The organism is Shewanella sp. 4t3-1-2LB, from assembly GCF_017368415.1.
In the GTDB taxonomy this organism is placed as follows: Bacteria; Pseudomonadota; Gammaproteobacteria; order Enterobacterales; family Shewanellaceae; genus Shewanella; species Shewanella fodinae.
Map to the genome: position 1 here is coordinate 29619 of NZ_JAFNJD010000002.1, position 21347 is coordinate 50965.

Here is a 21347-nt window from a genome sequence, read left to right on the forward strand (position 1 = left end):
ATCAGCCGAAAAACAGCCGCCATAGCCAAGAAGAATCAAGGTCATCTTTACAGCCGCGATACTGCACTGCGTATCGTTTGGCTCGTGCCTCTACCTTATCAGAAACCTTAATCAACCAGCGTTTGCTACGGTAACTTCCCCGCTTATAACCACCCCAGCCTTCGTGATAATTAAGATAGAGCCTTTTCGCATCCCATTTTGAAACACCATTGATTTTATTGGTTTTATAAATAAACCACCCCATAAAATCCATGGCATCATCAAAGTCACTACGACTTGACCAACTGTTGCCAGTTTCACGCACATAGTCATCCCAGGTCATGGTCTTAGCCTGAGCGTAGCCGTAAGCATCACTGGCACGCCCAATGGGGATAAAGCCGAGGAAATACTCCATGGGAGGCGCGGCATTGTGTTTGAAGGAACTCTCCTGATACATCATTGCCAACGGCACATGTACAGGCACTCCCCACTTATCACGAGCATCAACAGCGGCGTCATACCAGGAGCGATGTTCCTTAAAAATGGCACAGATATTATCTGGATCTTTCGGCGGCGATGCAGCACATCCCGCCATGAGTGATACGGTCAACGCCAACGGCAGTAACCGTAGAAAAGAGCTACGAAACATACGGAAGTCAGGCACAGAAACATTCCATCAGTACAGGAAGTGACATTGCCGCTTCCACAAAAACACCGAGGTTAGTTTCGCCTGAATTATCAGCGAATTGCAACCCTGAAAATCAATTATCAACAGGCAGTTCGCATTCTGCACTTTCCTGGGAACGGATCTGCGGCTGCCAGTAGCCCGTATCGTCACCACTATATTGACGATCAGTATTGAATTTTGCTGCGAGTTGGTAACGCTGTTCCGCCTGAACCTCAACCTTGATCTCTTTTGGCACTCTCGCCGCCAGTCGGACCTTTAATTCAGGCGCATCGATAAGTTCAGACACCCGAAATGTGTGCTCACCAGGGCGCAACTGATAGTTGGGTTTGGAAATCACCGGCTTACCATCGATGTGGGTTACTACCAATCGATAAAACCCCTCTGCGGGCGTTGGTTCAGCATAAGTTGATACCACGCCACAGGCTGTCGCATCATCCGGGGCAGAGGCACAGCCGTTGAGCATCATCAACGGCAGCGCAGTTATTAACCACCAATATTTCACGTTAACTGCATATCCTTTGTTGTTGCGGTTGCAAAGTATTGCGCCAAAAAATCATCAAAGCCGAGTTGATCTTCTTGCTCCATCTGTTGCTGTTTGGCAATAGATGCGGCGGCTTCAGCTTCAAAAGCGGCAATAGTGGCATCACTCAATGGATAATCCAGTAGTTGCTGGCGATACTGTTCTGCCAATCCTTTGACCCAAGCCCCATGTGATTGGCCACTGGACGCCAGATTGGCCAGAACTCGACCTGACAAGGTCTTATCGGGATCGATGACCGCTTGCTGCCAGTAAGCTAGTGCTTCCTGATATTGCTGACTATCGGTGCCATCCAGTAATACAGCGACCTGCGCAAGTTCGGCGAACAGCTCCTGCATCCATTGTAATCGACTAATGGCAACCCCCTGACGCTGCAGCATCAGCCCGGGCTTACGCCCCTCCAGCACAACCGCTTTGAGGTTAGCAGCAATTTCCTTTTCCCCGGCATCGTCAGTGATAGGGGATGGTGACAACAAACAATAAAGCAGGAACAGATCCAATAACCTTAGCTGCGATGCCTCGACCCCAACCGGGCTAAACGGATTAACATCCAACGCCCGCACTTCAATATACTCTACGCCAGCCCGAGCTAATGCTTCGGAAGGTTTTTCGCTATCTTTCGTGACTCTTTTAGCGCGGATGGGTGCGTAAAACTCATTCTCAATCTGCAGAATATTGGCATTGAGCTGACGATACTCGCCATCCACCTTGACGCCAATTCCCGCAAATTTGTGCGATGGCAATTTAATTGCTGTACGAATACCGTTCAGATAATCCTTTAGCGAGTTGTAGCTGATAGACAGCTGTTCTTGCTCTTTATTGGTATACCCTAGGTCGCTCATCCGCAATGATGTGGCATAAGGTAAAAACAGAGTTCCCTGTCCCATGCTCTCAAACGCCAACTCGGTTTGCTGGCCTTTAATAAATGAGCTACATAACGCTGGCGATGCCCCGAACAGGTATGGAAGCACCCACACTAAGCGCCGATAATTACGGATCAAACCGAAATAGGTATCAGATTTAAAGTCGCACAAGGACTGGCGCTGGTCCGTTTGCGCGTATAACCAATGCCACAGCTTATCGGATACCGAGAAATTAAAATGGACACCCGCGATAATCTGCATCAGCGCCCCGTAGCGATAAGTTAACCCTTTGCGGTAAAGGCTCTTCATCCGCCCTTGGTTGGAAGTGCCATAATAAGCAATCGGAATTTTCTGCTCATCACCTACATAGCAAGGCATACTCACGGGCCAGAGTTTCTGACCATTGAGATGACGTAAGGCAAATGCGTGGGTTTCAGTAAGCCCTTTAAGCATTTCGTCAATGTCGCCAGACACTGGGGTAATGAACTCGAGCAGCGCTTCACTGTAATCGGTGGTGATCCGCGAGTGCATCAACGCCGAGCCTAAAGCCACTGGATGTGGATCCAATGCCAGTTGATTGTTTGAGTCAATACGCAGGGTTTCGCGTTCAATCCCTCGCTGCATTCCCAGCAGAGCAGAACGGCCTTCGGCACTGGCAAGCAGCGCTAGTGTTTCGCTAAATGGCTTCAAATTGAATATCTCTTTTCCGGCAGACACAACAGATTGGCTGTTGCGCCCGAGACACCCGAGTCCCCGGAGATCGGGCCTCCGGTCCCAACGGACATTCCGGTGCAGCTTGTTAGATGCTGCCCAACATAAGGCCTAAGGGGCTGTCAGGCAAGCGTAATTTATACGACACAGGCGGCGACAGCCTAAGACCGTCACCGCGCCGTTAAGTATCTGACCACCATCTCGGTTGGTGCAACAGATATGGGGATGTACTTTAGCGATTACAAGGGCAGATTGACCACCTTATAGCCCAGAGCCGTTAACCCTGGTTCAACAGAAGCTTTATCACCAACGATGAGGATCTGCATGGTTGCAGGATCAAGCCACTGTTTTGCCAACTGATTCAGTTGCTCTAAGCTAATTTGTGACACAATTTTATCCTGTTCATCCGTAAAATCATGTGCCAGATGATATTTCTGGATCATGCGAATAAAGCCAGCTTTCTGGTAAGGCGTTTCATAGTCCAGTGCTTTGCCCTGACTGATTGAAGCGCGCATAAATGCCTGTTCCTCTGCACTCATGCCACTTTGATGATAACGACTAATCTCCTTCATAAACTCTGCCAGCGCTTTATCTGTGACATCACTGCGTACGCTGGCGCTTGCTTCGAAGTAGCCTTGTTCACTACCACCGGCAAAGAAACTGCGAGCGCCATAGGTGTATCCTTTATCCTCCCGGAGGTTAAGATTGATACGGCTGTTAAACGCGCCACCCAGAGGGTAGTTCATCAGATAACTCTTGAAAAAATCACCGGTCGCATCATAAGGCAATGCCCGTTTACCAATACTGATCACGGATTGCGCGGCGCCCAGTTTGTCGATGAGGAATACTACCCCAGGGTTGCCGGCTGGCAATTTTCCTGCCACTGGCAATGGCGTCGCATCGCCCTGCCAACGGGTCAGTGGCTGAAGTTTTTCCAGCAATTGAGCCTTGGGCAGATCCGTTACCGTCACCATTTGTGCATTTCCGGCTCGGTATTGTTCAGCATAGAAAGCTTTCACATCCTCAAGGGTGATGCCAGCCACCGTCTGCAAGGTGCCACCACTACTGATACCTAAACTGTTGTCGCTACCAAATAACAGCTTGGAAAAGCCTTCGTTAGCCAGATAGTTAGGATCAGATACCATATGCTGCAGTGTTTGCAGCGTCTGCTGCTTCACCCGATTGAAATCTGCTTCGGTAAACCCGGGTTCTAACAGCCGTTCTTTGACTATCGCCAAGGTTTTATCAAGATTCTCGGTGAGCGAAGTTACCCGTACCACACTCTGATAATCACTGGCACTGAGGCTGACACTAGAGCCTAACAGTTCCAGCGCCTGCGCCAGCGCTTCGCTGCTGCGTTTGGCACTGGATTCATTAAGCATGTCGGCAGTAAGCGCCGCCAACCCGGCCTTTTGCAGCGGCTCCATCCGGTGTCCGCCATTCAGATAAATGATGATTTCTGTGGTTGGCGTTTCGCTGCTTTGCGTCCCCATCACGTCTATCTTATCCGCCAGCGTTGCACTCCACAGTTCTGGCACCTTCAACACTGGGGCTTTGGCAGCTGGAGGCATCACACTGCGGTCAAAACTGCTGTGTGCTGGAGCTAATGTGGCGGACAGCCCTGTCACCGCTTGCTTAGCCACCTCTGGGGTTGGTGGCGTATAGTTGTCAGGGGCAGCGACCAAGGCTTCACCACCTTGAGGAACAACGCTCATCACTACCGAAGGCTTACCTTTGACATATTCACGGAATACCCGCATCACATCCTCTTTGGTCACCGCATCATAGCGTGCCAAATCGTTGCCAATCTGGTTAGGATTACCGGTAAAAGTCTGGTTGGCTGCCAAGGACGCCACCTTGCCAGAAACGCTTTGCAACGAGAAAATCGAGTCGGCCCGGAACTGAATTTTTACCTTCTGTAAATCTTCATCGGTTACACCACGGGTTTCAAATTCATCAATTGACTGGCGGATAAGTTTTTCAATGGGCGCAAGTGACGCGCCTTTGGCAGGATTTGCCAGCGCATAAAAACTCAACTGACAGGCCAACTCTTGGCAAGGATGACTGGCTCCCGCCTGCACCGCATAACCATCTTTCACCAAATTTTTGTAAATAATCGAGGTTTTGCCGCCCCCCAGAATATTCGCCAGCAGATCTAGCGCAGCTTCATCTTGATGACGGGCATAAACCGTTGGAAAACCTATCTGGATCAAAGGCAGATGGATATTGTCTTGCATCGACACATAACGTGTTTTATCCAATGTGACTAACGGCTTGTCCAAGGCTTTCACTTCTGGTCCACGGGGAATATCGCCAAAATACTTATTCACCCAGCTCAGGGTTTGCGCTTCGTCAATATCACCCCCTATGGTCAAGGTCGCATTGTTAGGGCCGTACCAGCGGCGGAAGAAATCTTTGACATCCTGAGTCGTTGCTCGGTCAAGATCCGCTGGCCAACCAATCACTGGCCAACTGTAAGGGTGTCCTTTGGGATAAAACGCCTGCTGAAACTGTTCATTCAGCCGTCCATAGGGACGGTTATCAATCCGTTGCGCCCGTTCATTTTTGACCGTCGCGCGCTGCACCTCAAATTTCTGATCGGTCAGTGCTGGCAACAGATAGCCCATCCGATCGGATTCTAACCACAACATCTTTTCCAACTGGTTGCTAGGAACCGTTTCAAAATAGTTGGTACGATCACTATTGGTGGTGCCATTTAGTTCGCCACCGGCTTCGGTCACAACTTTAAAATGCTGCTCGTCAGCAACATGTTCTGACCCTTGAAACATCATATGTTCAAACAGATGGGCAAAGCCGGTACGGCCAGGATGCTCACGATCGGAACCCACGTGATAGGTCACGTCCACTTTGACCAAAGGATCTGAGTGATCTTCATGCAGCAGCACAGTTAAGCCATTAGCCAAAACATATTTTTTATAGGGAATGCCAATTTCACCCGCTTTAGGGGCATAGGACTCTACCAACGTCACACCCGCTGGCAGTTGGGCGGCAGCGGAAAGCGCCAGCGGCGCTGGCGCTTTCTCAGCCGCGCATCCCGCTAAAGCTGCCGACACTGCCGCAGCCAATAACCATTTTTTCATCTGTTACTCCTTAACTTTTACTATATTGCGCTAACACTTAGTCTACTCAGACCGGCATCATGCCGAGGCTAAGACTACCCTTTCCTGGGAACAAAACCTAAGAGGGTAATTTGTAAGATAACGTTTCACTGGCACCTTATGACAGTGTTGTTCAGCCCTTCAGAGCAAAACCGCATGAAATCCGGCATTAACTGAATTCCGCTAAAAGTTAGCTGTTCACGAGGGTTTTAACGGGAAACTTTGACATGATTAACAAAAAACAAAGCTTTTAACTCATTAAAACAATCCTTAATATCACCATAAGCTATAAAAAAAGGTTTTACCGCCATTTAGCAACAAAGGATTACAATCCCGCCATCTGACCATGAACGGGCAACCCACATGGCAGTAACAATAATGACAACGGACCGATAACGGCCAACAACTCTGGAAATCTCATGATTTGGCAAACCTATAAACGTATCCCATTTTGGCAAAAGGTGGTTGCGGGCTTTGTGCTCGGCGCCCTGCTAGGAGTATTCCTCGGGGATAAAGCGACAGTATTGAAACCCTTGGGTGATCTGTTCATTAAAGCAATTACAATGCTAGTTGCGCCATTAGTATTCTGTGCCATTGTCTCCAGCATCACCGCGCTGGGCAGTGAAGTAGGGCTGAAGCGCCTGAGTATCAAAACCCTCGGCATGTTTATGCTGACTGGTACGCTGGCATCGCTTATCGGGTTGGCAGTTGGCAGTCTTATCGACATGGGTGGCACTATTGAACTGGCAACTACCGAGGTACGGGAACGCAACATTCCCGGTTTTGCTCAGGTACTGCTGGATATGATCCCAAGCAACCCGTTCGAATCGTTAGCGCAAGGTAACGTATTACAGATCATCGTGTTCGCTGCACTGGTGGGCATTGCCATCAACATGGTCGGCGAAAAAGCCAAGCCACTGCAAGCAGCTATTCACGCAGGTGCAGAAGTGATGTTTCAACTGACACGCCTCGTCATGAAACTGACTCCCATTGGGGTATTTGGTTTGATGGCCTGGGTCGTTGGTAAATATGGCATCAGTAGTTTAGCGCCGTTAGCAAAGTTCATTCTGGCTATTTATATCGCCGCTCTGCTACATATCATCTGTGTCTACGGTGGGTTGGTAAAATTTGCCGCAGGACTAAGCCCATGGCAGTTTTTTCGTAAAGCCATGCCAGCACAATTAGTTGCCTTTAGTACCGCCTCCAGTTACGGAACGCTACCAGTCACCACCCGTTGTGCACAAGCCATGGGGGTATCTGAACGCTACAGTGCTTTCGTGTTGCCGTTAGGTGCCACCATGAATATGGACGGCTGTGGTGGTATCTACCCGGCAATTGCGTCTATTTTTATTGCGCAGATTTACGGTATCCCATTGGATATGACAGATTACGTATTGATTGCCATAACGGCTACCATTGCCTCTGTAGGCACTGCCGGGGTGCCTGGCAGTGCGATGGTGATGTTAACGGTGACGTTGGGTGTTATCGGTCTACCCTTGGAGGGGATTGCCTATATTGCCGCTATTGATCGGGTGATAGACATGATCCGCACCTGTACCAATATTACCGGTGATATGATGACTGCAGTGGTGGTGGGAAAATCTGAAAACGAAGTCAATACAGAAAAGTTCTACAGCAATGCTACCGATGCTGAGACAGTGTAGCAAAAGTTCTTCTGTCACAAAGGGCCGCGCATGCGGCCTTTTTCTCATCCATAACTGTCGTTATTATTAGCGACACATGCTTGTCTGGAGTCTTCTGTTTATGGGCCGCTTCTTATTTCTGCCACTTATTTTATCGCTGCTATGGCTGGCATTCTTGCGTTTTAATGGCATTCCGGTCTCGCAAGGGGCAAAAGGCTTTGTGTGGATCATTGGTATCAGTGCAGTGGTGATCTGTTTACTGGCATTTGCTATCTGGTTGACGGCCTAATTGACAAATCCAATCATGGGCTAAAGACCATTTTAAGCAGTGGTAATTGTGGGATTTGCAGCAGTGAAAAAACAGAAGAATGGCGGAGAAGGAGGGATTCGAACCCTCGATGGGAGTTAAAGCCCATACTCCCTTAGCAGGGGAGCGCCTTCGGCCACTCGGCCACCTCTCCGCAAATTGGTGCGCATGGAAGGAGTCGAACCTCCGACCACCTGGTTCGTAGCCAGGTACTCTATCCAGCTGAGCTACATGCGCATAATTTGAAATATGAGCAGACAATGGTGCGCATGGAAGGAGTCGAACCTCCGACCACCTGGTTCGTAGCCAGGTACTCTATCCAGCTGAGCTACATGCGCAGTTAATTGTCTGTTGAGCGCAGGCTATAAATCCCAATGGTGCGCATGGAAGGAGTCGAACCTCCGACCACCTGGTTCGTAGCCAGGTACTCTATCCAGCTGAGCTACATGCGCATTGAAACAATGGGAATTAAAGCAGAATGGTGCGCATGGAAGGAGTCGAACCTCCGACCACCTGGTTCGTAGCCAGGTACTCTATCCAGCTGAGCTACATGCGCAAAACGTATTCTTTACTGCTATAAACGAAAATGGTGCGCATGGAAGGAGTCGAACCTCCGACCACCTGGTTCGTAGCCAGGTACTCTATCCAGCTGAGCTACATGCGCAGTTTTCGTTAAGAAAATGGCGGAGAAGGAGGGATTCGAACCCTCGATGGGAGTTAAAGCCCATACTCCCTTAGCAGGGGAGCGCCTTCGGCCACTCGGCCACCTCTCCACTTTTTCTTGGCGCACATATTACTGTTTGAAGAAAATAAGTCAAACGCTTTTTGGGAAAGGCAAACCGTTTGCCCTGTTTTTAATCATATCGTGCAAATACGCTGCAACACTGCCAAAAACAAGGCTTTTTTATAAATTAGCACAATAAAAAAGCCAGCGGTTTAGGCTGGCTCTTCAGTGTATCTTTACGAGATCCTGCAACATAGGATCAATAGTCGCCGCCTTCTGAGGAAGAGCCACTTTTTTCAGACTGGATGCGTTGATAGATCTCTTCACGATGCACAGAGACCTCTTTAGGCGCATTCACGCCGATACGCACCTGGTTACCTTTCACCCCCAGCACTGTAACTGTGACCTCGTCACCAATCATCAGTGTTTCGCCAACACGACGAGTCAAAATCAGCATTAGCTTGCTCCTCTATTATCCATATTTTATTACGGCGCTTATCCGTTCTGGTATCTATTATAGGGTGAGCTTAGTACAAAATAATAGTATTCAATACTAAAAGCCTTGTTTTACTGCGCCTTATTTAGTCCAAAAGCGTGATGCAGCACGCGAACAGCCTTGTCTGCATTTGCTTCATCTACCCATACTGACAAAGTGGTAGCCGACCAGCTCGACAGCTTAACATCGATACCTTCACCATCCAACATCAGGTGCAACTCGTTGCTTATAGATGTAAAAGAAGACACTATTGCCCCCACAAGCGAGAGTCGGGTCAATGACGACTGACAATTTACCGGAATGCTGTCAGGTTTTCGCTCCATGGCGGTAACCACCTGAGTAATATGTTGCTGCCCCACCACAAACCAACTATCCGACACCGTATCATTTGATTCAAAAGCCACACCGCAATGCTGCAACAATTGCCGCATCTGCTGATTAAAATCACCATTCCCAACCGTCACAGCCTTGGTAAGTAACGCTTGATTACGGGCAACAGCAATACCAGTGATACCGCTGGAGCGCGGCAAATTGTCAACGATCAACGTTCCCCGACCTGGGTTAAAACTAGAGAGTACCCGCAGCGGAACACAACAGCGCTGAGCAGTAGCAACTGAGTCAGGATGCAAAACCTTGGCACCATTTCTTGCCAGTGCCAACATCTCCGTAAAACTGATTGCATCCAGCCTTCTGGCGGTGGGTTCTATTGCCGGGTCGGTGGTAAAAACGCCATCAACATCCGTAAAAATCTGGCATTCCTCAGCATGTAATGCCGCAGCAATGGCTACTGCGGTAGTATCGGAGCCACCTCGTCCAAGCGTGGTAATATCCCCATTTGCATTGATGCCTTGAAATCCAGCGATAATAGGGACTATGCCCTCTTGAAGTAACTGCAGCAAATAAGAGGTTTCTATCTGTGTAATTTCTGCAGCACCGTGCGATGCAGAAGTACGAATAGGCAGCTGCGATGCCAGCAGCGAACGAGCGCTAATACCTCGTTTCTGCAGTGCAATAGCGAGTAAAGCAATACTCACTTGCTCGCCGGTGCTCGCCAGCATATCCAATTCACGCGCAGAAGCGTTTTCGTCCAACTGCTGTGCCAAGGCGTATAACCGATTTGTTTCGCCCGCCATCGCTGAACAAACAATCACTTGCAGCTCGCCAAGGTGATATGCCTCGGCGAGCTGTTCGGCGACAATTTCTATTCGTTCCAGTGACCCTAGTGATGTGCCACCGAACTTTTTGACATACAACCGTGAGCCACGGTGCGTTACTGCTGTTGTCACAGAAACCTCAGCAAATGTGGTTTACAGACGCTCCTGCAACCATGGCAGCACCGTATTTAATGCAGAAGGTAGCTTTTCAGGTTCACTGCCCCCCGCCTGCGCCATATCAGGACGGCCACCGCCTTTGCCGCCAACCTGTGTCGCCACCATCGCGACTAAGTCGCCTGCCTTGACTTTGCCAGTAAGATCTTTAGTGACACCCGCAATTAGGTTTACTTTGCCATCGTGAGCAGTGCCCAGAACCACAATGCCAGACTGCAACTTCTGTTTTAGTTCATCCAGTAAACCGCGTAAGGCTCCGGCATCAACCCCATCAAGCAGCTTCACCAATACCTTGGTACCGGCGACATCGGTCACTTCATTCACCAGATCAGCACTTGCCGCAGCGGCCAGCTTATCTTTCAACTGTGAAATCTCTTTCTCCAGCTGTTTAGCACGATCCAATTGTGCTTTTAACTTGGCGACAACGGAATGTGTATCCCCTTTTAACAGAGCAGCGGCTTCGGCCAATTCCTGTTGCTGCTGGGAGATATAAGCCATTGCTGCTGCGCCGGTGACCGCTTCAATACGGCGGATACCCGCAGCAATACCACTTTCAGATACAATCTTGAATAACCCAATATCACCGGTGCGGCCAACATGAGTACCGCCGCATAGCTCTACGGAAAAATCCCCCATCGTCACAACACGGACACGGGTATCATATTTTTCACCAAACAGCGCCATAGCACCTTTGGCTTTGGCTTGTTCAAGATCCATTTCGGCGATCTGCAGTTGATGGTTACGACGGATCTGGGTATTCACCAAATCCTCCACTTCAGCGAGTTGCTCTGTGGTCATGGCTTCAAAGTGTGAAAAATCAAAACGCAGACGTTCGGGATCCACCAATGAGCCTTTCTGTGCCACATGAGTCCCCAGCACCTTGCGGAGAGCGGCATGTAACAAATGAGTCACTGAATGATTCAACTGAGTGCGATGGCGCAGCTTCTTGTCCACGTTGGCGTTGACGGTCTGTCCCAGCTTAAGGCTTCCCTCAACCAATACGCCAAGATGACCGATAGCTTGGGCATATTTTTGAGTATCTTTTACGGTGAACTCGGTGCCCGCTGCTGACAGTGTACCTTTATCCCCCACCTGTCCGCCGGATTCGCCATAGAATGGAGTATTATCAAGAATAATAACTGCTTCCTGCCCAGGTAACACGGCATCAACTGGTTGACCGTTCACATAAATAGCTTGCACTTTACCTGCGCCATTTAGCGCTTCATAGCCACAGAAATGGCTATCGATATCGCTTTTAATACCGGCGTTATAATCAGCAGCGAACTGACCAGCAGCCTGTGCACGGCTGCGCTGGGCGGCCATTGCCACATCAAACCCCGCCTCATCTACTGTGATATCACGTTCACGGCAAACATCAGCGGTTAAATCCAGCGGGAAACCGTAAGTGTCGTAAAGTTTGAATGCTGTTTCACCATCCAAGACATTGCCTTTAATGTCCGCGAGCGCATTATCAAGGATCCCCAGACCGCGCTCTAGCGTACGGGCAAACTGCTCTTCTTCCGCTTTCAAGGCGTTCTCTACAACACTCTGAGTGGTCTTAAGATCCTTGGCAGCCTCGCCCATCACCTCAATCAGTGTCGGCACCAGCTTATAGAAGAAGGTATTGCTAGCACCTAACTTGTAACCGTGACGTACGGCACGACGGATAATGCGACGCAGTACATAACCGCGGCCTTCGTTAGATGGCATCACCCCATCCGCCACTAAGAATGCGCAAGAGCGAATATGGTCAGCAATCACGCGTAAGGATTTATCTTCCAGATCTGTAACACCAATGATCTCAGCAGTCTTGGCAATCAGGGTCTTAAATACATCGATTTCATAATTGGAATGTACCTTCTGCATAATGGCAGAGATACGTTCCAGCCCCATGCCGGTATCTACTGATGGCTTAGGCAATGGCAGCATGGTACCGTCGGCCTGACGGTTAAACTGCATAAAGACGATATTCCAGATCTCGATGAAACGGTCGCCATCTTCTTCTGGTGTTCCAGGACGTCCACCCCAGATATGAGCACCGTGATCGTAAAAAATTTCTGTGCATGGACCACAAGGACCGGTATCACCCATCTGCCAGAAGTTATCTGACGCATAAGGTGCTCCCTTGTTATCACCGATGCGGATGATATCTTCAGCTGGAATACCGATTTCTTTATTCCAGATATCAAAGGCTTCGTCATCGTTTTGATAAACGGTAACGCACAGTTTTTCCTTGGGCAGCTTTAGTTCTTCAGTGAGAAAAGTCCAGGCAAAACGAATGGCATCATGTTTGAAATAGTCGCCGAAGCTGAAATTACCCAGCATTTCAAAAAATGTGTGGTGACGCGCGGTATAACCGACGTTATCTAAATCATTATGCTTACCACCAGCACGTACACAGCGCTGAGCAGTAGTGGCACGGCTGTAGCTGCGTTTTTCATTACCGAGGAACACGTCTTTAAACTGGTTCATCCCGGCATTGGTAAACAGCAGTGTCGGGTCATTGCCCGGCACTAAGGAGCTGCTGTCTACGACCTGATGACCATTCTTTCGGAAAAACTCCAGAAAAGCACTTCGCAGTGCGGCGGTGGTCTGATACATGAAATCGTCCTGAATAACTTAAGCGGTAAACGACAAAAAATGGCCTGAAGCTAGGCTGCCGGCCACTGTTATACATAAAGGTCTGCCATTATAAGCGTGCGGGGAGAGAATACCAATTAGAATCACTGACCGCACATTTGAATCAGTTAAATCTCTGGTGAAGATCATCAATATCAGTGGGAGATCTAAGATTTGCAGGAACAATAGGCGTTAATCAATATGACCTCACGAACAAAGCAATAATCAGAATTGCCACGAATTCGCTGAACGACTGTTGGTATAAGTTGGAGAACCCAAGGGGTCAAAGAATGTAGGTACTCCTGACCCAACCGATGAGGTATAGCTACAAATGTATTTCAAGCGTCTAAACAAAGGTGTTAGGGGAAATAGCAAAAAAAGAAACGAGCATCGCTACAACCAAATCAACGTAAAACCAGGGTTAACTCGATAGCTAAAAGAAGTAAGTCAAAACAAGGTGATAGCCATTAAATTAAAAGTACTTACTCATAGGGATCGTAGTCCAAGGCTGCAGCAATCTGATCGTAACTGAACCCCTGCCCCAACAAATGCCGAATACGCTTGGCACGCTCTTTAGCATCAATGGTACCGTCAGTTATCGCGTATTTTTTCTGGATGCGCTGACGAGCTAAGTCCACCCAGTCACAATCAGCAATATCTAACGCTGCTTCGATACAGCTTTTTGGTAAACCTTTCTGCAACCCCGTCTGGCGGATCCGTGCAGGCCCGTGCCCTTTGGAGATCTGTGAACGAATAAGGGCCACAGCATAACGTTTATCGTCAACAATGCCTTGTGCTTCCAGTTTATCGGCAAGTTGCTCTATCTCGGTTTTTGCAAATCCTTTGTCTGTCAGCCGGGCGCACAATTCGCTCCGGCTATAATCGCGGCGCGCTAACAGCGCCACCGCAATGTCCATTAATGACTCGCTCAGAAGATCTCTCCAGTTTCCATATCGATATTATCATCACCCGCAGTCTCAACCGCAGCAGGCGCAGCAACGCCACCTTTATGCAGTAACATCTCACGCAACTGAGTATCAATCTCTTGCGCAATCTCTGGGTTATCTTGCAGGAATTTACCCGCATTAGCGCGTCCCTGACCGATTTTATCTCCCTTATAGCTGTACCAAGCGCCTGATTTTTCAATAAGTTTATGCGCCACACCCAAGTCAACCAATTCACCAACACGGTTAATACCTTTACCATAAAGAATCTGGAAATCAGCCTGTTTGAAAGGTGCAGCAACTTTATTTTTAACCACTTTAACTCGGGTTTCGTTACCGATAACTTCATCGCCTTCTTTAATCGAACCGGTACGGCGAATATCCAGACGCACGGAAGCATAAAACTTCAGCGCATTACCACCAGTTGTAGTTTCTGGATTGCCGAACATTACCCCGATCTTCATACGGATCTGGTTGATAAAAATCAGTAGTGTGTTGGACTGTTTGAGATTACCCGCCAATTTGCGCATGGCCTGGCTCATCATGCGCGCTGCCAGCCCCATATGGGAATCACCAATCTCACCTTCAATCTCAGCTTTAGGCGTCAACGCAGCAACGGAGTCAACAATAATGACATCCACCGCGCCACTGCGAGTCAATGCATCGCAGATTTCCAATGCCTGTTCACCTGTGTCTGGCTGAGAGCAGAGCAGATTATCAATATCCACCCCTAATTTACGGGCATAGATAGGGTCCAATGCATGTTCTGCGTCAATAAAGGCGCACACTTTACCTTCGCGTTGAGCAGCCGCAATCACCTCTAATGTCAGCGTGGTTTTCCCTGAAGATTCAGGTCCGTAGATTTCAACAATACGTCCAAGTGGCAAACCACCGGCACCCAAGGCAACATCGAGAGAGAGCGAACCGGTGGAAATCGTTTCCACATCCATGCTTCTGTCTTCGCCCAATTTCATAATTGAGCCTTTGCCAAATTGCTTTTCAATCTGGCCCAACACGGCGTTTAGCGCTTTCTCTTTGTTCGGATCAATCTTCATTCTGATTCCCTCTTACGACAACCAATGAGTTGTCTGAAATGCCTGTCATCACCCGGACGGGTATAAATCGTTTTAACGTTTAGACAGTAGTATACTGTACAATCATACAGTATCAAGCCCTGAGTATGATTAATTTGCCAGCGCTAATTGGCTGACCTCAATGGTCCCTAGCACTCACTAGACTATGATAAAATTTGTCTCCTAAACTTCATCCCCCCTAAATACCTGTTAATATTGCCAACCTGATTGTACAGAGAATTCCTTGAATAACTAACGGACAAACAGCGCAAGCTTATGATGCAAAACACAGCTGCCAGCCTCGATGACGACTTCGAAAAACACACGCCCATGATGCGGCAATACCTATCGATGAAAGCTCAGCATAGCGATATGTTGTTGTTTTACCGGATGGGCGACTTTTATGAATTGTTTTATGACGATGCCCGCCGAGCTTCCGAATTACTCGGTATTTCCCTTACCGCTCGGGGTAAGAGCGGTGGTGAACCCATTCCAATGGCTGGCATTCCATACCATGCAGTGGAAACCTACTTGGCCAAGCTGGTACAACAAGGTGAGTCTGTCGCTATCTGCGAGCAGATTGGCGATCCCGCATTGGCAAAAGGACCGGTTGAGCGCAAGGTAGTCCGTATCGTTACCCCCGGCACATTAACAGATGAGGCGTTACTACAAGAGCGGCAGGACAATCTGCTGGCGGCCGTTTATGAAGGCAAAACGGGTTTTGGGTATGCCACTCTTGATGTTGCATCTGGACGTTTCATTGTCACTGAACTGGAAGACCTAGAGAGCCTTGAAGCTGAGCTACAACGGACAAAACCTGCCGAGCTTCTTTACAGTGAAGATTTTACCCAACAGCAACTGCTCAATAGCATCAAAGGTAAACGTCGTCGCCCCGAGTGGGAATTTGATTTCGACACGGCAATGCGCCTATTGCTAGATCAGTTTGGCACCAAAGATCTGCATGGTTTTGGTATTCAACAGGCACGTCTATCACTACAGGCGGCAGGTTGTTTGATGCAGTATGTACGCGATACTCAGCGCACTGCTTTGCCACACATTAATGCCATTCATCAATTCAGCCCTAGCGACAGCATAGTGCTGGATGCGGCAACTAGACGCAATTTAGAGCTTACGCAAAACCTTTCCGGTGGCCGAGAAAACACGTTAGCAGCGGTGTTGGATGCGACGGCGACCCCCATGGGGAGCCGCATGTTACAACGCTGGATCCACCAGCCACTACGCAACCGCGCTTTGATTGAAGCACGGCATCAGGCTGTGGCAGAACTGCTAACAACGGGACAACACGAGTCGCTGCACCAATTGCTTAAATCACTGGGCGATGTTGAACGCATTATTGCTAGGTTGGCAATCCGCAATGCCCGACCACGCGATCTTGCGCGTTTACGTCAGGCATTGGAGTTGTTACCGGAGATCCAACAACAATTATCGACGCTGCAGCAGCCTCATCTGCGGCAACTCAGTGAACAGCTCAGTGAGTTTCCACATGAGCTGTCGCTGCTGCAACGTGCCATTGTGGATAATCCACCGGTGCTTATTCGCGATGGTGGTGTCATTCGTGAAGGTTACAACGCGGAGCTCGATGACTGGCGCAGCCTAAGCGATGGTGCGTCTGACTACCTACAACAACTGGAAGTTCGTGAAAAGGAACGCACAGGCATAGCCACACTAAAAGTGGGCTTCAATCGGGTGCATGGTTATTACATTGAAGTGTCACGGGGCCAATCTGCGCAAGTGCCCCTAAGCTATCAACGGCGACAAACACTGAAAAATACCGAACGCTACATTATCCCCGAACTAAAAGAATATGAAGAAAAAGTGCTCTCTAGTCAGGGGAAAGCGCTCGCACTAGAAAAACAGTTATGGGATGAGTTGTTTGATCTGCTACTGCCTAAACTGTATGCATTACAGTGCTTTGCTATGGCAGCGTCGGAATTAGACGTACTGAGTAATTTTGCCGAGCGCGCCGAATCCTTTAATTATTGTCAACCTGAGTTGAGTGACCATACTGGGATTGATATTGATGACGGTCGGCACCCGGTTGTAGAGCGGGTGAGTCAATCCCCATTTATTGCCAACCCGGTGGTGCTTAATCCCAAGCGCCGTATGCTGATTGTGACTGGCCCCAACATGGGCGGTAAATCTACTTATATGCGGCAAGTGGCACTGATAACGCTGATGGCATACATCGGCAGTTTTGTGCCGGCAACCAGCGCAACTATTGGCCCAATTGATCGCATATTCACCCGCATCGGCGCCTCAGATGATCTCGCATCCGGTCGCTCGACCTTTATGGTCGAGATGACAGAAACGGCAAATATTCTGCACAATGCTACCGCCAACAGCTTGGTGCTGATGGACGAAATTGGGCGAGGCACATCTACCTATGACGGCATGTCATTGGCCTGGGCAGCAGCCGAGTACCTCGCTAGGAAACTGGGGGCGCTTACATTGTTTGCCACTCACTATTTTGAACTGACGCAACTATCTGAGTTGTTACCGCAGGTGATCAACGTGCATCTGGATGCCGTAGAGCATGCAGACACCATAGTGTTCATGCACGCAGTGCAGGAAGGGGCTGCTAGCAAGAGCTACGGCTTGCAGGTCGCGGCGCTGGCTGGCGTTCCAGCTCATGTGATTAAAGCCGCAAAAATGAAATTGCAGGAATTGGAAGCCAGAGATAGCCACAGTGGCAACACTAGCCCGATGCCGATGCAGTCAAGCCTGCCTTTTGAAAACGCAACATCAGAAGTTGAGCTGGCGTTGCAGCGACTTAATCTTGATGAAATTACCCCTAAAGCAGCGTTAGATCTGTTATATAAATTACGGGCGTTAGCTAAACCCAGTTAACCTAACAGTGATCATCTACGTGATGAAAAAGCGCACATTTATGTGCGCTTTTTTTGCAATCGCTACAAATTACATCTTAAACAAAGCTTCTACCGATAAGCCCTGAGCGGAAATCATATCCCGTAAACGTTTCAATGCTTCTACTTGGATCTGTCTGACGCGCTCACGGGTAAGACCTATCTCAGTTCCCACATCTTCCAAGGTGGCGGGCTCATAACCCAACAAGCCGAAACGACGTGCTAATACTTCCCGCTGCTTAATATTCAGCTCATTAAGCCATTTCACCACAGACTTGGAGATATCCTCTTCCTGAACTTGAGCATCTGGGGTGTAGCTATCATCATCGGGCAATACATCTAACAAAGCTTTCTCGTTGTCACCGCCAATGGGGGTATCTACCGAGGTGATTTTTTCGTTCAACTTCAACATGCGACTAACGTCAGCACTGGGCAAATCAAGTCTTTCAGCAATCTCTTCTGCTGTTGGTTCATGATCCAGCTTATGTGCCAACTCGCGGGCAGTACGCAGATAGACATTGAGTTCTTTTACTACATGGATCGGCAAACGAATGGTACGAGTCTGATTCATGATGGCCCGTTCAATGGTCTGACGGATCCACCAAGTTGCATAGGTAGAAAAACGGAAGCCACGTTCTGGATCGAACTTTTCAACTGCCCGTATCAATCCTAAGTTACCTTCTTCAATAAGATCTAGCAGCGCCAAGCCACGATTGTTATAACGGCGGGCAATTTTAACAACTAATCTGAGATTGCTTTCAATCATTCGGTTACGCGATTTTTCGCAACCACGGAGAGCTTTACGTGAAAAGAAAACTTCCTCCTCGGCTGTTAACAAGGGAGAAAAACCGATTTCGCTTAGATACAACTGAGTGGCATCAAGGTTTTTCTGCAGGTCGTCCTGCACTCGCTCAGCAAGAGCGTCAACCTGTTGCAAATCCATCTCAATTGAAAAATCTGCATCTTCTTGCACGGAAGCGTTGGTATTATTTCGGCTCATAATGTGCTCTCCCAAAAATTTCGACAACAATCTACATCTGGCGCTTTCCTCCAATGCCAAAGTGGCACCAAACCATCAACGTTTGGGTAAATAATTCAACGGGTCAACAGACTGACCATGGTAACGAATTTCAAAATGTAACATTACCCGATCAGTCCCTGTGCTACCCATCTTGGCAATAGTTTGTCCTGCGGACACATTCTGTTGTTCCTTCACTAAGATCTTATCGGCGTGAGCATACGCACTCAGATAATCATCACTATGCTTGATAATGACGAGATTCCCATATCCTCGCAAAGCATTACCCGCATATACAACCCGACCATCTGCTGCAGCTTTTATAATATCGCCGCGATTACCAGCAATCTTAATTCCTCTATTGCCTTGTTCTGTACTGGAAAAGGTTGCTATCAGGGCGCCATTAGCAGGCCATAACCACTGACTGACATTATCAGGTAAAACTACGCCTGAACTGTGGACAATTTCGTTAACAACCTGTTTACCAGTGGTTACAGAGTACGCAGAGTTTTGAGCGGAATCAAGTGTTTTTTGTACCGGAGGTTGTGCAGATTTAACTGTACCAATTTTTTTATTATCTAATTGTTTTTCTTTAATTTTATTCTCTTGTTTTTTACTACTCTGTTTGGAGTAATTGCTCGATTTATGGAGGCGTTGAGATGAGGTTGTAGGTATCAGATATAGAACCTGCCCTGGGTATATGGTGTAGGCTGCGTCGAGCTGATTCAGTTTTGCCAGATCGCGGTAATCTTTATCTGCGGCCCAAGCAATGGAATAAAGGGTATCGCCTTTATTGACTTTGTAAGTTCTGGCGGAATTAAGGTATCCCTTATCAAAGATGGGCCGGGAACCATTAACAGAATACACGGGAGCAGGACGATGGGATTGGAAGCTACAGGCAGAAACCATCAGCAAGGTTGCGCACAGCAGCACGCATTGGCAAATCCAATGGAGCAGCAAACGAACAACCCTGTAATATGTTCCCTGAGACACGCCATTCCTCTCTGTTTGATGGCAACAGCTGTTCAGGCCAAAGCGCCACTGACCAAAGGCACAAATCTGACAGCTTCAATAACGCTAGAACTATATCGCTCCCCGTCCCTGACAATCCGCAGCAGTTGCTGGTTATTCTCGCCAACGGGTACCACCAGCACACCGCCATCTGCCAATTGCTGCAACAACGCCTCTGGGATCTCTGCTGCTGCTGCAGTAACCACAATAGCATCAAACGGGGCTCGATTTTCCCATCCCTGCCAACCGTCTCCATACTTGAATGACACATTGTGCAAATCTAGACGCTTGAGTCGTTGCCTCGCCTGGATTTGTAGGCTCTTGATCCGTTCTACGGTATATAACTGGGGCACCAGTTGCGCCAAAATTGCGGCCTGATAACCAGAGCCAGTACCAATTTCCAGTACCTTAGCCGGATTAACGGTCAGCACCAGTTCCGTCATGCGTCCCACGATATAAGGCTGTGAAATAGTTTGCCCGGAACCAATAGGTAACGCCGTGTTTTCATAAGCTTTGTGTGCCAAAGCACCATCGACAAACAGTTCCCTAGGCGTAGCGGCCAACGCCTGTAACACGCCAGGATGAGAGATCCCAGCCTCGCTGAGCTTACGGGTTAACTGTAATGCCGCTGATGCTGAAGCCACGCGACTCATAATTTCTCAATCCACTGTTGCAATTTTGATAACTGTCGATAAGCGGTCAGATCTACAGTTAACGGCGTAATAGACACATAACCCTGAGCCACCGCGTAAAAATCCGTATCATCACCAACATCAAGTTCAATTCCCGGAGGACCAAGCCAGAAGATCTCGCGACCATGTGGGTCGGTGGTACGAACCATATCTTCGGCTTTATGTCGGGTTCCTAACCGGGTCACGCGAATCCCTTGAATTTGATCCATGGGTAAGTCTGGCACATTGATATTAAGGATCTGATCAGATGCGATAGGATATCGCTTCAACCCTTCAATAATCTTCAACGTATAGGCGGCAGCCGTGCCATAGTGCGTTAATGCGCGCCCAGCCAAGGACACAGCAACCGCTGGTAACCCCAAAAAACGGCCTTCCATCGCCGCTGCAACCGTCCCTGAATATAGGGTATCGTCGCCCATATTGGCACCGGCGTTAATGCCTGATACCACCATGTCCGGCTCACCATCACAGAGTTCACGGATAGCCAGATGCACACAATCTGTTGGGGTGCCATTAACTGCAATGTAGCCGTTATCTAACTTATTAATCCTTAAAGGATTAGTCAAGGTTAATGAGTTACTTGCACCAGAACAGTTGCGATCGGGTGCCACCGTCAATACGTTTGCCAATTGCGACAGCGTCTCTGTCAGCACCTTAATCCCCGGCGCGGTCACGCCATCATCATTACTGACCAGAATTTTCATTGTCG

16 protein-coding genes and 7 tRNA genes are annotated in these 21347 nt (G+C 48.6%); 3 read left to right on the forward strand and 20 right to left on the reverse strand.

The features are described from left to right. Position 1: 1 nt before the first annotated feature. From J3L11_RS01645 to J3L11_RS01660, 4 genes are all read right to left on the reverse strand, one after another. The gene (locus tag J3L11_RS01645; protein WP_133039718.1) at positions 2-628 is read right to left on the reverse strand and encodes a hypothetical protein; all 627 of its coding nucleotides are present in this window, start codon (positions 626-628) and stop codon (positions 2-4) included. Positions 629-740: 112 nt separating this feature from the next. Continuing rightward, positions 741-1169, reverse strand: coding sequence for a hypothetical protein (locus tag J3L11_RS01650; protein ID WP_347566488.1), 429 nt, complete (start codon positions 1167-1169; stop codon positions 741-743). Next, positions 1166-2758 carry a glutamate--cysteine ligase gene (gene gshA / locus J3L11_RS01655; protein ID WP_207569818.1) on the reverse strand — a complete coding sequence of 531 codons (1593 nt, stop codon included), beginning with the start codon at positions 2756-2758 and terminating at the stop codon, positions 1166-1168. The genes J3L11_RS01650 and gshA overlap by 4 nt, the downstream gene beginning before the upstream one ends. A gap of 260 nt (positions 2759-3018) precedes the next feature. After that, positions 3019-5880 carry a pitrilysin family protein gene (locus tag J3L11_RS01660; protein ID WP_207569819.1) on the reverse strand — a complete coding sequence of 954 codons (2862 nt, stop codon included), beginning with the start codon at positions 5878-5880 and terminating at the stop codon, positions 3019-3021. Between the two features lie 437 nt (positions 5881-6317). Here J3L11_RS01660 and J3L11_RS01665 point away from each other — a divergent pair, with 437 nt between their 5' ends. Then, entirely contained in the window at positions 6318-7562 is a 1245-nt protein-coding gene (locus J3L11_RS01665) for a dicarboxylate/amino acid:cation symporter (RefSeq protein WP_133039665.1), read from the forward strand. Between the two features lie 100 nt (positions 7563-7662). Continuing rightward, a complete protein-coding gene (locus tag J3L11_RS01670; protein ID WP_165900142.1) occupies positions 7663-7830 on the forward strand; it encodes a hypothetical protein in 168 nt (55 codons plus the stop codon). An 80-nt stretch (positions 7831-7910) separates the two neighbouring features. On the opposite strand, the gene J3L11_RS01675 is transcribed toward J3L11_RS01670, so the two are convergent. From J3L11_RS01675 to recA, 12 genes are all read right to left on the reverse strand, one after another. After that, positions 7911-8002, reverse strand: a tRNA-Ser gene (locus J3L11_RS01675). Between the two features lie 6 nt (positions 8003-8008). Continuing rightward, positions 8009-8085: transfer RNA gene (locus tag J3L11_RS01680), tRNA-Arg, on the reverse strand. A gap of 24 nt (positions 8086-8109) precedes the next feature. Then, positions 8110-8186: transfer RNA gene (locus tag J3L11_RS01685), tRNA-Arg, on the reverse strand. Positions 8187-8223: 37 nt separating this feature from the next. Beyond that, positions 8224-8300, reverse strand: a tRNA-Arg gene (locus tag J3L11_RS01690). A gap of 27 nt (positions 8301-8327) precedes the next feature. After that, a tRNA-Arg gene (locus J3L11_RS01695) sits at positions 8328-8404 on the reverse strand. 31 nt (positions 8405-8435) lie between these two features. Next, positions 8436-8512, reverse strand: a tRNA-Arg gene (locus tag J3L11_RS01700). 17 nt (positions 8513-8529) lie between these two features. Continuing rightward, positions 8530-8621, reverse strand: a tRNA-Ser gene (locus J3L11_RS01705). A gap of 210 nt (positions 8622-8831) precedes the next feature. After that, entirely contained in the window at positions 8832-9029 is a 198-nt protein-coding gene (gene csrA / locus J3L11_RS01710) for a carbon storage regulator CsrA (RefSeq protein ID WP_133039664.1), read from the reverse strand. A gap of 110 nt (positions 9030-9139) precedes the next feature. Beyond that, the gene (locus tag J3L11_RS01715) at positions 9140-10354 is read right to left on the reverse strand and encodes an aspartate kinase (RefSeq protein ID WP_189618915.1); all 1215 of its coding nucleotides are present in this window, start codon (positions 10352-10354) and stop codon (positions 9140-9142) included. A gap of 21 nt (positions 10355-10375) precedes the next feature. Beyond that, positions 10376-12997: an alanine--tRNA ligase gene (gene alaS, locus J3L11_RS01720; RefSeq protein ID WP_207569820.1), complete on the reverse strand. Its 2622-nt coding sequence runs from the start codon at positions 12995-12997 to the stop codon at positions 10376-10378. Between the two features lie 500 nt (positions 12998-13497). Further along, positions 13498-13932 carry a regulatory protein RecX gene (locus tag J3L11_RS01725; protein WP_347566489.1) on the reverse strand — a complete coding sequence of 145 codons (435 nt, stop codon included), beginning with the start codon at positions 13930-13932 and terminating at the stop codon, positions 13498-13500. Positions 13933-13943: 11 nt separating this feature from the next. After that, positions 13944-15014, reverse strand: coding sequence for a recombinase RecA (gene recA, locus J3L11_RS01730; protein WP_133039660.1), 1071 nt, complete (start codon positions 15012-15014; stop codon positions 13944-13946). Positions 15015-15311: 297 nt separating this feature from the next. On the opposite strand from recA, the gene mutS reads away from it, so the two are divergent. Further along, positions 15312-17900, forward strand: a complete 2589-nt coding sequence (mutS, locus tag J3L11_RS01735) for a DNA mismatch repair protein MutS (protein WP_207569864.1) — start codon at positions 15312-15314, stop codon at positions 17898-17900. Between the two features lie 69 nt (positions 17901-17969). Here mutS and rpoS read toward each other — a convergent pair whose 3' ends face one another. From rpoS to surE, 4 genes are all read right to left on the reverse strand, one after another. Next, entirely contained in the window at positions 17970-18917 is a 948-nt protein-coding gene (gene rpoS, locus J3L11_RS01740) for an RNA polymerase sigma factor RpoS (protein WP_189618845.1), read from the reverse strand. Positions 18918-18992: 75 nt separating this feature from the next. Beyond that, entirely contained in the window at positions 18993-19844 is an 852-nt protein-coding gene (locus J3L11_RS01745; protein ID WP_207569865.1) for a peptidoglycan DD-metalloendopeptidase family protein, read from the reverse strand. A gap of 116 nt (positions 19845-19960) precedes the next feature. After that, entirely contained in the window at positions 19961-20599 is a 639-nt protein-coding gene (locus J3L11_RS01750; protein WP_189618844.1) for a protein-L-isoaspartate(D-aspartate) O-methyltransferase, read from the reverse strand. Continuing rightward, positions 20596-21342 carry a 5'/3'-nucleotidase SurE gene (gene surE, locus J3L11_RS01755; RefSeq protein WP_189618843.1) on the reverse strand — a complete coding sequence of 249 codons (747 nt, stop codon included), beginning with the start codon at positions 21340-21342 and terminating at the stop codon, positions 20596-20598. The genes J3L11_RS01750 and surE overlap by 4 nt, the downstream gene beginning before the upstream one ends. Between the last annotated feature and the right edge of the window lie 5 nt (positions 21343-21347).

Excerpts from the sequence above, each read along its gene's own strand:
- J3L11_RS01665 (WP_133039665.1), top strand. The coding sequence starts at position 6,318 with ATGATTTGGCAAACCTATAAACGTATCCCATTTTGGCAAAAGGTGGTT.
- J3L11_RS01645 (WP_133039718.1), bottom strand. The coding sequence starts at position 628 with ATGTTTCGTAGCTCTTTTCTACGGTTACTGCCGTTGGCGTTGACCGTA.
- mutS (WP_207569864.1), top strand. The coding sequence starts at position 15,312 with ATGCAAAACACAGCTGCCAGCCTCGATGACGACTTCGAAAAACACACG.
- rpoS (WP_189618845.1), bottom strand. The coding sequence starts at position 18,917 with ATGAGCCGAAATAATACCAACGCTTCCGTGCAAGAAGATGCAGATTTT.
- surE (WP_189618843.1), bottom strand. The coding sequence starts at position 21,342 with ATGAAAATTCTGGTCAGTAATGATGATGGCGTGACCGCGCCGGGGATT.
- csrA (WP_133039664.1), bottom strand. The coding sequence starts at position 9,029 with ATGCTGATTTTGACTCGTCGTGTTGGCGAAACACTGATGATTGGTGAC.
- J3L11_RS01750 (WP_189618844.1), bottom strand. The coding sequence starts at position 20,599 with ATGAGTCGCGTGGCTTCAGCATCAGCGGCATTACAGTTAACCCGTAAG.
- J3L11_RS01745 (WP_207569865.1), bottom strand. The coding sequence starts at position 19,844 with ATGGTTTCTGCCTGTAGCTTCCAATCCCATCGTCCTGCTCCCGTGTAT.
- J3L11_RS01670 (WP_165900142.1), top strand. The coding sequence starts at position 7,663 with ATGGGCCGCTTCTTATTTCTGCCACTTATTTTATCGCTGCTATGGCTG.
- recA (WP_133039660.1), bottom strand. The coding sequence starts at position 15,014 with ATGAAGATTGATCCGAACAAAGAGAAAGCGCTAAACGCCGTGTTGGGC.
- J3L11_RS01660 (WP_207569819.1), bottom strand. The coding sequence starts at position 5,880 with ATGAAAAAATGGTTATTGGCTGCGGCAGTGTCGGCAGCTTTAGCGGGA.
- alaS (WP_207569820.1), bottom strand. The coding sequence starts at position 12,997 with ATGTATCAGACCACCGCCGCACTGCGAAGTGCTTTTCTGGAGTTTTTC.
- J3L11_RS01725 (WP_347566489.1), bottom strand. The coding sequence starts at position 13,932 with ATGGACATTGCGGTGGCGCTGTTAGCGCGCCGCGATTATAGCCGGAGC.